Below are 14,287 nucleotides of genomic sequence, written 5' to 3' on the forward strand. Positions count from 1 at the left end.
CATGTCTCCCGGAGAATGCCGTCGCGTGCCGCGCATGCGTCTGGTATCCCTCCGTAAACGCGTGCCGCGCCATCGGGTTCGATCGTTTTTGCCGGATCGGGCAACTGGTTCATCGCCGGGAGGCGGAACGAGCCGCCTTTCGCTTATTCCTTGACCACACGCGGCGACGCGCCGGCCGACGCCTGGGCATAAAGGCCGATCATGGTTCCCACGAAGCCGCCGGCCTTGCTGGTGGACAGGTTGGTGCCGTCCACGTCGCGCACCAGCGTTTGCCACTGCCCGGGCTTCACCGCAAAAGCGAAGTCGTACCGGCCGCCACGTGCATGGATGCGGAGTTCGATCGGCACCCCGGCGGGGACGCGCGCGCTGGCGATCGTGCGGCCGTCGACCGGCGCGTCCGTGCCGGCGCGACGCGCCACCCGCACCAGCGTCAGCCCACCCTTGCGGCCAAGCGCGACGGAGAGAAAGGCGTTGTCGTTCTGGATGGCGGCGATGCCGGCGGACTCGCCCTCCGCCGGAGCGAAGCGGACCATGGTGGAGATGGTCGCGTCGGCATGCTGCTGACGCCGCGCCCAGAGACTAGGCTGACCACCATCGCCGATCCGCGTGGGCCGCGCGTCCAGCACCAGCGCCCCGTGATCCATCCGCCACCAGTCGTTCGATCTGGGCGTGCGCATCGTCATCCACTGCAGCGGCAGGCGGGGACCGTCGAACTCCTCGCGTACGGTGAAGCTGCCGGTGAAAGGAACGGGCGATGCCGGGCCGGCGGGCAGGCGCGGGGCGGCGGCGATGGCAGGAATGGCGCGACCCTGGGGCAGGATGGTGGGCCAGCCGTCGCGCCACGTCACCGGCAGCAGGAAGGTTTCCCGTCCGGTATTGTAGAGGTCGCCTTCGTAAGGCCGGGTCGCCAGGAACACCGCCCACCAGTTGCCATCGTCCAGCCTGACCAGATCGGCATGTCCCGCCGAGGTGATCGGGAATGGCCGCGCCGGATCGAGGCTCCGCTGGGTCAGGATCGGGTTCACGCCCGCCGGTGCCGGCATGTAGGGGCCGGTCACCGTTTCCGCCCGGAAGATGACCTGGCTGTGGTTGACGCTGGTGCCGCCCTCCGCCGCCGTCAGGTAGTAAAAGCCGTCCTTCTTGAAGATGTGCGGCCCTTCGATCCACACCGGCTTGGCGGCAAGGTCCACGCCGCCATTCACGATCTGGATCGGCTCACCCGCCGTCTTCAGCGCGTTGGCGTCAAACCGCTGCATCCAGATGGCGCGATGACCGGGATAGGTGTCCCCGCCCGCCGGCCCGCGATTGTTGACCAGCCAAGCCGTGCCGTCATCGTCGAAGAACAAGGATGGGTCGATGCCCTCCACATCCTTGATCCACACGGGATCGGACCATGGGCCTTTTGGATCGCGCGCGGTGACGACGAAATTGCCGCCACAATCCACGCAGGTATTCACCACGTAGAAGGTGCCGTCATGATGCGCGATGGCGGGTGCGAACACGCCACGCGACATGCCGAGCCGTGCGAAATCGAGCTGGCGCGGCCGATCGATGACATTCCCGATCTGCCGCCAGTTCACCAGGTCGCGACTGCGCCAGATCGGGATACCGGGAAACCAGGAGAAGGTCGAATTGACCAGGTAGAAGTCCGAACCCACCTTGGTCACGCTGGGATCGGGATAGAAACCCGCCAGGATGGGGTTGCGATAGTGCCCGCCCGTGGCCTGAACGCCGGACTGCACGCCCTGATATTCGAACCAGTCGAAGCGCGCCTGATTGGCCGCCTCGACGGAGACGGCGAGGCACGATGCTGTCGCCGCCGCGCCCAGCATTACAAAAGATGAAATGCGTCCTCTCCGCATCGCGTCATTGGCCTTCCAGGTAGCGTTCGGGCAGGTGAATGCTATGAGGATGCCGCCCACGTAACAAGCGGGCGGGGATCGGAGAGAGAAAGCATGAAGCGGATGGTGAAGCAGGCCCTGTTGTGCGGCGTCGCGGCGATGCTGGCAATTGGGCCGGTCATGGCGCAGGCCGGCGGCGGCGAGCGCGGGGTCGCCCATTCGCAGCTGTGGCCCACCGCCAAGAGCCAGGGCCTGGTCGATCCGCAGACCGAAGCGTTCGTTACCAAGCTGATGGCGAAGATGACGCTGGAGGAAAAGGTCGGCCAGATGGTGCAGGCGGATATCGCGTCGATCACGCCGGAGGACCTGCGCAAATACCCGCTGGGCAGCATCCTGGCGGGCGGCAGCTCCCCGCCGCTGGGCAGCCCCGACCGGGCGCCCGCATCGGCATGGCTCGCCACCACACGCGCCTTTGCCAAGGTCGCGCAGGAGAAGCAGCCCGGCCGTACCTATGTGCCGCTGATCTTCGGCATCGATGCGGTGCATGGCAACAGCAACATCGTCGGTGCTACCATCTTCCCGCACAATGTCGGCCTGGGTGCGATGCATGATCCTGCCCTGATGCAGAAGATCGGCCGCGCCACTGCCGTGGAGACGGCGGCGGCGGGCTGGGACTGGGCGTTCGGCCCGACCCTGACGGTGCCGCAGGACGAACGCTGGGGCCGCGCGTTCGAGGGCTATTCGGAAGATCCCAAGGTCGTCGCCTCCTATGCCGGGCCGATGGTGCAGGGCTTGCAGGGCGCGCCCGGCAAGGGCAGGATCCAGCAGGGTTATGTCGCGGCCAGCGCCAAGCACTTCCTGGGCGACGGCGGCACGATCGGCGGCGTGGACCAGGGCGACGCGGACATTCCCGAGCAGGACCTGATCGCCATTCACAATGCCGGCTACCCGCCTGCGATTGCGGCCGGCACGATGACCGTCATGGCGTCCTTCAGCAGCTGGCAGGGCGCCAAGATGCACGGCAACCGATCGCTGCTCACGGACGTGCTGAAGGGCCGCATGGGCTTTGACGGCTTCATCGTCGGCGACTGGAACGCACATGCGCAGCTCGCCGGCTGCACCAACGCCAACTGCCCGGTCACCTTCAATGCGGGCCTGGATATGGCGATGGCCCCCGATGGCTGGCGCGGCCTGTTCGACAATACGGTGGCGCAGGTGAAGGCGGGCCAGATTCCCATGGCGCGGGTGGACGACGCCGTCCGCCGCATCCTGCGCGTCAAGGCGAAGCTGGGCCTGTTCGACCCGGTGCGGCCTTATGCCGGCAAGCTGGAGCTGGTCGGCGCACCCGATCACCGCGCGGTCGCCCGAGAGGCGGTCGCCAACAGCCTGGTGCTGCTGAAGAACCAAGGCGTGCTGCCGGTGAAGGCGAGCGCCAACATCCTGGTGACCGGCCCGGCGGCCGACGATATCGGCCTGCAATCCGGTGGCTGGACCCTGTCATGGCAGGGCGACGGCAACACAAACGCCGATTTCCCCGGCGCGACCTCCATCTATGCCGGCATCGCGGCCGCGATGAAGGCCGGCGGCGGTACCGCGACGCTGAGCCCGGACGGGCGCTTCACCAAGAAGCCCGACCTGGCGATCGTGGTGTTCGGGGAGCAGCCTTATGCCGAAATGCGGGGCGACATCCGGTCGCTGGAATTCCAGCCCGGCGACAAGGTGGCGCTGGAACAGCTGAAGGCGCTCAAGGCGCAGGGCATTCCGGTCGTGTCGGTGTTCCTGTCGGGCCGCCCGTTGTGGGTCAATCCGGAGATGAACCAGTCCGATGCGTTCGTCGCCGCCTGGCTGCCGGGCAGCGAAGGCGCGGGCGTCGCCGACGTGCTGATCGGGGATGCCGCCGGCAAGCCGCGCCGCGACTTTACCGGCACCCTCTCCTTCAGCTGGCCCAAGACGGCGGGGCAGTTCACGCTCAACCCGAACGAGAAGGATTACGACCCGCTGTTCCGGCTGGGCTACGGCCTGACCTATGCCCGTGGCGGCAGCGTCCCCAAGCTGAGCGAAGTGTCCGGCGTGGACGCGAGCCTGGCCAATACCAGCACCTTCTTCGCCAAGGGCAAGGTGCCGGCCCCCTTCTCCTTCGCCACCGACAGCCGGGTGCAGCGCGCGCCCGTCGACAGCGCCACCCTGCAGGAAGGGGCCGTGCGCCTGACATGGCCGGCGGGGCAGCAGGCCACGATCCTGATCGGCGGCAAGGAGATGGACTATAGCCGCGAGACCAACGCGGATATCCAGTTGCAGATGACCTACCGGGTCGATCAGGCGCCCGCCGCGCCGGTGCAGCTGCGGTTCGGAACCGGCAGCGTCAATGCCGGCCAGCTCTTCACGACCACCGGTCAGTGGCGGACGGTGAAGATCCCGCTGTCCTGCTTCAAGGCGGCGGGCGCGGACATGAGCAAGGTCAACACCCTGTTCGCCGCGACCACGACCGGACCGTTCGCCATGTCGCTGTCCGACCTGCGGCTGGCCGCCGATCCCGCCGGATCGGTCTGCCCGAAGTAAGCGGGGGATGCTGGCCCGAACCGATCGGGCCGGCGCCATCCGCCAGGGATAAGGCGGAGACAAGATATTATGCCAAGGGGGAGATGGATCGTGAAATCCGGACTGCGCAACCTGTCGTTGCTTCTGATCGCCTGCTCAAGCGCCCGCGCGCTGGCGGCCGACCCGGCGATCACCTCTCCCGATGGCAAGGTCAGCATCGCCGCGTCGCTGAATGCGCAGGGTGCCCTCACCTACCGCGTCGATTATGCCGGTGCGGCCGTGATCGCCCCCTCGCCGGTCGGTCTCCGCATGACCGACCCGGCCAATCCCGGCGATACCTATTCGGGTCGGCTGATGACCGGGATGTCCATCCTCTCTTCCGAACGGCGAAGCGGGCAGGATCGGTATGCGCCGGCGCATGGCACCGCGTCGCAGGTGGCGGATCGTTATGCAGAGTTGGTGGTCCACGCCCAGGAAACGGCAGGTGCCCGGCGCAGGCTCGACCTGATCCTGCGCGCCTATGACCAGGGCGCCGCCTTCCGCATGGTCGTGCCGCAACAGCCCGGCGTGCAGCAGGTCAACATCATCGAGGAAGAGACCAGCTTCGCCTTTCCGCGCGATTATACCTGTCTCGGGCTCAACATCGGCCGGATCGAGAACAGCCATGAAGGCGAGTTCGACTGGACCGCCGCGCACCTCATCCGCAACCACAACCGCTACGATTTGCCCCTCGTATGCCGGACGGGTCCGACCGGCGCCGCCTTCGCCCTGACCGAGAGCGACCTGAAGAATTATTCGGGAGCCTATCTTTCTGGGCTGGAGAATGGGACACTCGGCGTCGCGGTGCGGCTGACGCCCCGCCACGATGACTCCGCGCTGTCCGTTTCGACCCCGATGGGCGCCGATGGCGTACGGACCCCATGGCGCGTGGTCATGCTGGCGGACCGCCCCGAAACGCTGATCGAATCGCGCCTGGTGGAGAACCTGGCGGCACCGAGCGTCATCGCCGACACACGCTGGATCAAGCCGGGCAAGGCGTCGTGGGACTGGTGGTCGGGCCCGCTGATCCCGGGTGTGGACAATCCGCCACATGACGACGCCACCTACAAATTGTTCATCGACTTCGCGGCCCGCTTCGGCCTGCCCTATACGTTGATCGACGAGGGATGGGCCAAGGGCGCGGGCGGCGGCGGCACGGTTCGCCCCGGCAGCGACATCACCCAGACCGCACCGGGCGTCGATATGCCGGGCCTGATCGCTTATGCGAAGAAGAAGGGCGTCGACCTCTGGCTGTGGGCCAATTGGAAGGAGATCGACCGTCAGATGGACGAGGCCCTGCCCCTCTACGAAAAATGGGGCATCAAGGGCATCAAGGTCGACTTCATGGACCGCCAGGATCAACAGATGGTGGACTTCTACCATCGCCTGCTGGGGAAAGCCGCGCAGCACCACCTGATGGTCAATCTGCATGGCGCCTATGTACCGCGCGGGCTGGATCGCACCTTTCCCAATTTCATGACGCAGGAAGGCGTGCTGGGCGCGGAGTATAACAAGTGGACCTATCGGATCACCGCCAGCCACAATGTCCACCTGGCCTATTCCCGCGCGCTGCTGGGGCCGATGGATTATACGCCGGGTGGCTTCCGCAACGTCACACCGCAAGCGTTCAGCCCGCACGTCGTCGGTCCGCAGGTGATGACCACGCGCGCGCACCAGCTGGCGATGTACGTCGTCTATCCCAGCCCGGTAGCGACGCTGGCCGATGCACCAACGGCCTATGAGGGGGCGGACGGCAAGCCGGTGCCCGGCACCGACTTCCTGAAAGTCGTGCCGACCACCTGGGATGAAACCCGCGCGCTGGGTGGCGAATTCGGCAAATATATCGTGGTGGCGCGCCGCTCCGGCAAACGCTGGTTCATCGGCGCGTTGAACGATGAAGACGCGCGGACGGTGCCGGTGCCGCTGGCGGCGCTCGGCTCCGGCAGCTGGAAGGCTAGGCGTTGGACCGATGGCAACGGTCCGGCGGATGTCTCTGTCGGCACGAGCGACGTCGACGGCACCCTGAACCTGCCGCTGACCGCAAGTGGTGGAGCCACACTGATCCTCGAACGACGCTGATCGGTCAGGCGTTACGCCCGGCCGCAACGACCGGGCGCATGTCGATCATTGTGCCGGCGCGGCCTTCAGCTGCGCGGCATAGCTCTTGCGGAACTTGGCGAGCTTCGGCGCGACCACGGCCTGGCAGTAGGGATTGGAGGCGCCCTCCCGCGCGAAATATTCCTGATGGTAGTCCTCGGCAGGGTACCAGGGCGCATCGGGCTCGATCGTGGTGACGATCGGCCTGTCGCTCTCGGCCTGTGCTCGCGCGATCGCCGCTTGCGCTTCCGCCTCCTGCTCGGGCGAGTTCGGGAAGATCGCCGAACGATATTGCGGCCCGACATCGTTGCCCTGGCGGTTGAGCTGGGTCGCGTCGTGCACCGCAAAGAATATGTCCAGCAGGTCGCCATAGCCGATCACGTCGGCATCGAAGCGGATCCGGATGGCCTCGGCGTGGCCGGTGTCGCCACCGCAGACCTGGCGATAGGTGGGGTTCACCACCTGCCCCCCGATATAGCCGCTCTCCACGGACGACACGCCGACCAGATCGTCGAACACCGCTTCCACGCACCAAAAGCATCCGCCCGCAAGCGTCGCGACCTGTTCCGCCATTCTCGATCTCCTTGGATGGCGGAAACATGGGTTGGGTCGACGTTGCCGACAAGGGTTGCAATCTGGTAACGATTTCGCTCTTGCACAAAGATCATCCCTTGGAGACTGGACTACCCATGCGCATCACCGTGATCGGCACCGGTTATGTCGGCCTCGTATCGGGGGCATGCTTTGCCGAGATCGGACATGAGGTCCGGTGCGTCGACAAGGTCGAAGCCAAGATCGAGGCGCTGCTCCGGGGCGAAATGCCGATCTACGAGCCCGGCCTGGACGCGCTGGTGGCGCGCAACGTCGAAGCCGGCCGGCTGTCCTTCTCCACCGACCTTGTCCCGGCGCTGGAGGGCGCGGAAGCGGTGTTCATTGCGGTCGGCACCCCGTCTCGCAAGACCGACGGCCATGCCGACCTGAGCTATGTCTACGGCGCGGCACGCGAGATTGCGGCGGCGGCGACGCAGCGGCTGGTCATTGTCACCAAGTCCACCGTGCCGGTGGGCACCGGCGACGAGATCGAGCGGATCATCGCGGAGGTCGCTCCAGACGCGCAGATCGATGTCGCATCCAATCCCGAATTCCTGCGCGAAGGTGCCGCGATCGGTGACTTCATGCAGCCCGATCGCGTCGTGATCGGCACCCAGACGGACCATGCCCACCAGGTGCTGCACGACATCTACCTGCCGATCGAGCAGCAGGGCGCGCCCTTGCTGTTCACCGCCCGCCGCACCAGCGAGTTGATCAAATATGCGGCCAATGCGTTCCTTTCGATCAAGATCACCTTCATCAACGAGATTGCCGATCTGTGCGAAGCAGTCGGCGCGGACGTGCGCGACGTGTCGCGCGGCATCGGCCTGGACAACCGCATCGGCACCAAGTTCCTGAATGCAGGCCCGGGCTATGGCGGCTCTTGCTTCCCCAAGGACACGCTGGCGCTGCTGAAGACGGCCGAGGACTTCCAATCGCCGATCCGCGTGGTCGACGCGGTCGTTCATGTGAACGAGACGCGCAAGCGCGCCATGGGCCGCAAGGTGATCCGCGCCATGGGCGGCAACGTCCGTGGCAAGATCGCAACGGTGCTGGGCCTGACCTTCAAGCCCGACACGGACGACATGCGGGAGGCCCCATCCCTTTCCATCATCCAGGCGCTGCAAGATGCGGGCGTGCACGTCCGCGCGCATGATCCAGAAGGTGTGGAGCAAGCCCGGACCATGCTGAAGGGCGTGGAATTCGTCGACGATCCCTATGGCGCGGCGGATGGCGCGCATGCTGTGGTGATCGTGACCGAATGGGATGTCTACAAGTCGCTGGACCTCTCCGTCATTGCGGAATCGATGGCGCAGAAGGTGCTGGTGGACCTCCGCAACATCTATTCGGAGGCAGACGCTCAGGCGGCCGGGCTCGCCTACACCGCGGTAGGACGCGTGGCCAATGGCGCGGCTCCGTCCATGGACGCTACGGCGGCCAACGATCAGCCGGCACAGACCCGAGCAATCGCGTAACGTCGCGTCATTTTGCCGATCCGCCGCCGGGTTCGCCGCATCATGGCTGGCGGCACGGCGGCGTTGTGGCTGACCAAGCGCACGTACCGGGAATCGGGCGACAGCTTCAACATGCCGGGCAAACCTGTCGCGGGGATCTGCCGGCGGGCAGCACCACTTTCCGCATCAAAGACGTGGCTTGCGGCGATGGCAGAGCCCTGAACAGGCGACGGTCAATTAAGGAATCCTATAGACTTGTAGTTTGCTCATTAACCATGCCCCTAAGGGGAGTAGAGCGAAGTCACATGTAGAGCCTGCACCAACAGATCCTTTTGCTGGAAGGTGCAGCATGACATCCATCGGAATGAACTTGACCGGCGTCAGCTACTATTCGACGCAGGAGCCGTTTATCGATCGCGCCAAGACGGCTGACGTCTGGCGCACGACAAACAGCAGCATCAGCGTCGATGTGAACGATGCCGGCAATCCGGTGAGCATTCCGTCGGGCGCCAACTACATCTACAAGATGGTTGGGGTCGATCCGGTCGCGGAGGCGCCGATCGACACCTATGTGATGACGTGGCAGGGCAGCGGCACGTTCAGCCTGGCCGGTGCCAAGATCTTGAGCCGGAACGGCAACCAGATCACCTTTGAGGTGACGAACCCCGACGCGGTGAGCGTCCAGCTGAAGCTCAGCAACATGAACCCGGGCGATCCGCTGCATGACCTGCACGTGGTGCGGACGGACCAGGTGGACCTGTTCAAGGCCGGGGAAATCTTCAACCCTACCTTTGTCGAGAAGGCGAGCACCTGGGACGTGCTGCGCTTCAAGGATTGGGGCAATATCGATCCGGGCATGGCCGTGTCGTGGGACGATCGGTCGCAAGTGTCGGACTCGACCTGGGCCAAGGCTCAGCATGCCGACGGCGTGCCGCTGGAAGTGATGGTGCGGCTGGCCAACGAAACCGGTACCGCCATGTGGTGGAACGTGCCCGGTCGCGCCGACGACACCTATGTCAAGAATGCGCTGACCTATATTCGCGACAACCTCGATCCGAAGATCAAGGTGCATGTCGAATATTCCAACGAGGTCTGGAACTGGGACTACAAGGTCGCAGGCTATGCCCAGGATCAGGCGGCAGCCTTGTGGGGCAAGGACGCCAACGGCGACGGCAAGATCAATCCCAAGGACGGGGCCGAACTGTCCAACGGCGCCTGGATGACCTATTATGGCTACCGCTCGGCACAGGTTGCCCAGATGGTGGACGAGGTGTTCGGCAGTTCCGCCGACGCCAGGACCGACAAAGTGCTGGCCGGCCAGTTGGGCAATGACGGACTGTTCGGTTACATGCAGAAGGGCATTGCTGCAGCTGGCGGCACGGCGTCCGACCTGTTCGACAGCTATGCGGTGACCACCTACTTCGGCAACCAGCTATCGGTTTCCGACAAGAATGCCACCAATCAGGCGAAGGTGCTGGAGTGGGCTCGTGCCGGCCAGGCCGGCATGGATGCCGCGTTCAACGAACTGGAACAGGGCGGGCCGCTCCGCGCCGATGGCGGCATGTCCCAGTTGGCCAGCCGTCTCGCGTCGGCCGCCGCGGTCGCCAAGGCCAACGGGCTTGACTTGCAGGCCTATGAAGGCGGCGCGCACCTGACGGCCGCGCTCTTCCCGTCCAGCATGCAGGGCGAAGTAACGGACTTCTTCGCACGGCTGATGAACGACCCGCGCATGGGCGATCTGTATTCCAAGATGGCCCACAGCTTCGAAGCCGCCGGCGGATCGACGCTGGTCAGCTACTTCGACGTCGGCGACTCCGACAAATATGGCTATTGGGGCGTCCTGGACAACATCTACAAGGATGGCAGCCCGCGCTACGACGCTTTGTTGGCGGAGCAGATGTTCGGCAACAAGCAGCAGGATGAATCGACGGCGGGCCGTCCCACTCAGGCCCTGGTGGGTACCAAGGCTGCTGAAGCGATCCGCATATCGGGCACCAGCCAGGAACTGCGCGGCATGGCGGGCGACGACACGCTCAATGGCGGCAGCGGCAACGATACGTTGAACGGTGGCACGGGTGCCGACAAGATGATCGGCGCGGCCGGCGACGACACGTACATCGTCGACAACATCAACGATGTCGTGACCGAATATGGCAGTGCGGGTCTGGACACCGTCATCACCAACCTTGCAAGCTATACCCTTGGCAAGAACCTGGAAGCTCTGCGGATCGTGGCGCCGGGTGACGTGACAGGCACCGGCAATGAGCTGGACAATGTCGTAAGCGCAATCTCCAGCGGTTCGGCCAAGCTTTACGGCATGGCCGGCAATGATACGCTGAACGGCGGCAACGGCGACGACTTCCTTGATGGTGGCGTGGGTGCCGACATGATGGCAGGGGGTGCCGGAAACGACGTCTACATCGTCAACGATGCCAAGGATGTCGTCACCGAAGCGGTCAACAATGGCCGTGACGAGGTTCGGACCACGCTGGCATCCATGACGCTGGCGGACAATGTCGAGGTGCTGAACTACACCGGCAATTTCAGCTTCAGCGGCACCGGCAATGCGCTCGACAACCTCATCACGGGCGGTCCCAAGTCCGCCAAGCTTTATGGCCTGGCCGGCAACGATACGCTGGTCGGCGGCGCGATGGCCGACACGCTGGACGGCGGCGAGGGCGTCGACCGCATGGCCGGCGGCAATGGCAGCGACACTTATTATGTCGGCGACGCCAATGACGTGATCGTGGAAGCTGCCAATGAGGGCAATGACACGGCCTATGTCTCGGCTTCCAACTACACCCTGGCCGACAATGTCGAAAAACTGATCGGCTTGGTCGGCGGCAGCTTCCATGGCAACGGCTCCGGCAATGCCATGACCGCCAGCGACGCGGCCACTGCGCTGTTCGGCGAAAGCGGCAACGATACGCTGACCGGCGGCGCCGGCAACGACACGCTCGACGGCGGAACGGGCAGTGACGCGATGAACGGTGGGGCCGGCAACGATGTCTACCTTGTCGACTCAACCAGCGATCGGGTGACCGAGCTTGCCGGGGGAGGAACGGACGAGGTCCGCACCACGCTCGCCAAATATACGCTCGGCGCCAATGTGGAGGCGGCAAGCTTCATCGGGGACGGCAATTTCGCCGGCACCGGCAATACCGCCAACAACACCCTCACCGGCGGCGCGGGCGACGACACCCTGAACGGCGGCACCGGCGCCGATCGCATGGTCGGCGGCAAGGGCGACGATACCTACTATGTCGACGATCTCGGCGACGTGGTGGTCGAAGGGAATGATGGCGGGATGGACAGCATCTATGCCACCATCAACTACGCCCTGCCGGTCAATGTCGAGGCGCTGATCCTCAGCGGCACCGCCATGCTGGGCCTGGGCCATGAGGGCGCCAACGCGATCCAGGGCAATGCGTCCGCCAACACCCTGTTCGGCATGGGTGGCGACGACACGCTGAAGGGCATGGACGGCAACGACAAGCTCGACGGCGGTGCCGGCAACGACATCCTGCAGGGCGGCAACGGCAACGACACGCTGATGGGCAGCCTGGGCGACGACCAGCTGTTCGGCGATGCCGGCAGCGACGTCCTCCAGGGCGGCAGCGGGCGTGACCAGCTGACGGGCGGCGCGGGCGCGGACATGTTCGCCTTTGGCCCGCGCGAGCTGACCGCCAGCGTGTCGACCACGGCGTCGATCCTAGACTTCTCTCGCAAGGAGCGGGACCAGATCGACCTGTCCAAGCTGGACGCCATGGTTGCCTCCTCCGCCGACGATGCATTCAAGTTCATCGGCGGCGCCTCGTTCAACCACAAGGCCGGCGAGCTGCGCGTGCAGGACATGGGCAATGCGACCTACCACGTCATGGGTGACACTAACGGCGATGGCGTGGCCGACTTCCTGCTGCAGGTCACCAGCAAGTCCGGCACGCTGGCTGCGGGCGATTTCGTCCTCTAGCAGCCATGTTGGCAGGCTCGGCGGAACAGGCTATCTCCGCCGAGCCGGCAAGCAGGCGCGAACCGCATTCGAATGGCTCGCGTGATGCTGTCCCTGCACGAATAGGCCGGCGTGTTTGGGGAAGTTTCCAGAGATGTCCCACGGCGAGTTTGTGGAAAGCGGCAGCGCGCCGATGATCGGGGTTGCGCCGTGGTGGCGCCTGCTGGCGCAACATTGGCCGGTTCTGCTGGGCGCGGCGCTGATCGCCATCCCCACCATGATCGAAGTGGCGCGGGAATCCTGGTCCACCGAACAAGGTGCGCATGGCCCGATCGTTTTGGCGACGGGCATCTGGCTGGTGGGCCTGTTGCGCAAGCAGGTCGCCCCCTTGATCCGGCCGGGCAGCCTTGCGTTGACGCTGGCCCTGCTGCTTCCGTTTCTGGCGCTCTACACCATCGCGCGGATCACCACCACGCTGGAGCTGGAAGGGTTTGCGCTGTATTGCAGCCTGGTGGTGCTGTTCTACGGCATATGCGGCGCACGGGCGTTGCGCCTGCTGTGGTTCCCGATCTTCTATTTCGCGTTCCTCTTCCCGCCGCCCGACAACATGGTCGCGATCCTGACACAGCCGTTGAAGCTGATGATCTCGCAAAGCGCCGTGGGATTGCTGGACTGGGTAGGACTGCCGATCGCGCGGCGCGGCGTGATGATCCAGATCGACCAATATGACATTCTGGTCGCTGCCGCTTGTGCCGGGCTCAACTCGATCATCAGCCTTTCGGCGATCGGGCTGTTTTACATCTACGTCCGCCACAATGCGAACTGGCGCTATGCGCTGGTGCTGATGCTGGCGATCATCCCGGTGGCGATCCTGGCCAACTTCATCCGCGTCCTGCTGCTGATCCTGATTACCTATTATGCGGGCGATGCCTATGCGCAGGGCTTTCTTCATGGTTTCGCCGGCATGGTGATGTTCGCGGTCGCACTGCTCGGCATCTTCGGGATCGACAAATTGGCACAACCCATCCGCCGCCGCATCCTGGGGCATGCAGAGTGAGCGACACGGCGTCATCCTCGCTCCCTGGCGGCACCAGCCGGCGCGAACTGCTGTTCGGCGGCGCCGCCGCCGCCGCAGCCGCTACCGCCTATGCGCGGATGCCGGACAAGCCGCTCAAGTCCGTGCCTGACGATGCGTTGGCCAAGATCGTCCCCCAGACGGTGGGCGACTGGACCTACGAGACGACCAGCGGGCTCGTCCTGCCGCCCCCCGACCAGCTGGCACGCTTGCTCTATAGTCAGCAACTGACGCGGACATATGTGTCGCCGGATCGTCCGTCCGTCATGCTGTTGCTGGCCTATGGATCGAGCCAGGGCGGCATGATGCAGATTCACCGGCCGGAAATCTGCTACCCCGCAAGCGGCTTCACCCTGTCCGACGTGACCGTGTCCCCGCTGGACCTGGGAAGCGGACGTGAAATGCCGATGCGGCGCTTCACCGCACGCAGCGACACGCGGGTGGAACAGGTCCTGTATTGGACCCGCATCGCCGATTTTCTGCCCGCCAGCTGGGCGCAGCAGCGTCTGGCGGTGGTGCGCTCCAACCTGGCCGGATACATCCCCGATGGCCTGCTTGGCCGACTTTCCATCCAGACGGACGATGCCGCCGCCGCACAGGCCGTTTTGGCGGAGTTCATGCGCACAATGCTGACGGAAATGGCGCCGGCGCGGCAGCGCATGCTGATCGGAAACGCGGTGTGAGATTGACCGTAACACAGACA

Annotated in this window: 8 protein-coding genes; 6 read left to right on the forward strand and 2 right to left on the reverse strand. The window is 65.0% G+C overall.

The window, feature by feature from the left end; translation table 11 throughout:
• Nucleotides 1-143: 143 nt before the first annotated feature.
• Nucleotides 144-1,832, reverse strand: coding sequence for a glycoside hydrolase family 43 protein (locus tag Q0D93_RS09255; RefSeq protein WP_294393195.1), 1,689 nt, complete (start codon nucleotides 1,830-1,832; stop codon nucleotides 144-146).
• 123 nt (nucleotides 1,833-1,955) lie between these two features.
• Between Q0D93_RS09255 and Q0D93_RS09260 the strand changes: the two genes are divergently transcribed.
• Nucleotides 1,956-4,400: a glycoside hydrolase family 3 protein gene (locus Q0D93_RS09260; RefSeq protein ID WP_294393197.1), complete on the forward strand. Its 2,445-nt coding sequence runs from the start codon at nucleotides 1,956-1,958 to the stop codon at nucleotides 4,398-4,400.
• A gap of 90 nt (nucleotides 4,401-4,490) precedes the next feature.
• Nucleotides 4,491-6,497 (forward strand): glycoside hydrolase family 97 protein, encoded by a 2,007-nt coding sequence (locus Q0D93_RS09265; protein WP_294393199.1) that lies wholly within the window; start codon nucleotides 4,491-4,493, stop codon nucleotides 6,495-6,497.
• 45 nt (nucleotides 6,498-6,542) lie between these two features.
• Here the strand turns inward: Q0D93_RS09265 and msrA are convergent, their stop codons facing one another.
• Nucleotides 6,543-7,088, reverse strand: a complete 546-nt coding sequence (gene msrA / locus Q0D93_RS09270) for a peptide-methionine (S)-S-oxide reductase MsrA (protein ID WP_294393200.1) — start codon at nucleotides 7,086-7,088, stop codon at nucleotides 6,543-6,545.
• Between the two features lie 116 nt (nucleotides 7,089-7,204).
• Between msrA and Q0D93_RS09275 the strand changes: the two genes are divergently transcribed.
• The 4 genes from Q0D93_RS09275 to epsI all read left to right on the forward strand — a co-directional run bounded on the left by Q0D93_RS09275 (nucleotide 7,205) and on the right by epsI (nucleotide 14,267).
• A complete protein-coding gene (locus Q0D93_RS09275) occupies nucleotides 7,205-8,581 on the forward strand; it encodes a UDP-glucose/GDP-mannose dehydrogenase family protein (RefSeq protein ID WP_294393264.1) in 1,377 nt (458 codons plus the stop codon).
• A gap of 328 nt (nucleotides 8,582-8,909) precedes the next feature.
• Nucleotides 8,910-12,530: a calcium-binding protein gene (locus Q0D93_RS09280; RefSeq protein ID WP_294393202.1), complete on the forward strand. Its 3,621-nt coding sequence runs from the start codon at nucleotides 8,910-8,912 to the stop codon at nucleotides 12,528-12,530.
• Between the two features lie 133 nt (nucleotides 12,531-12,663).
• A complete protein-coding gene (gene xrtV / locus Q0D93_RS09285; RefSeq protein WP_294393204.1) occupies nucleotides 12,664-13,566 on the forward strand; it encodes an exosortase V in 903 nt (300 codons plus the stop codon).
• A complete protein-coding gene (gene epsI / locus Q0D93_RS09290; RefSeq protein ID WP_294393206.1) occupies nucleotides 13,563-14,267 on the forward strand; it encodes an exosortase-associated protein EpsI, V-type in 705 nt (234 codons plus the stop codon). Before xrtV ends, epsI begins: the two co-directional genes overlap by 4 nt.
• Nucleotides 14,268-14,287: the final 20 nt, after the last annotated feature.

This window comes from uncultured Sphingomonas sp., assembly GCF_934560975.1.
Taxonomy (GTDB): domain Bacteria; phylum Pseudomonadota; class Alphaproteobacteria; order Sphingomonadales; family Sphingomonadaceae; genus Sphingomonas_I.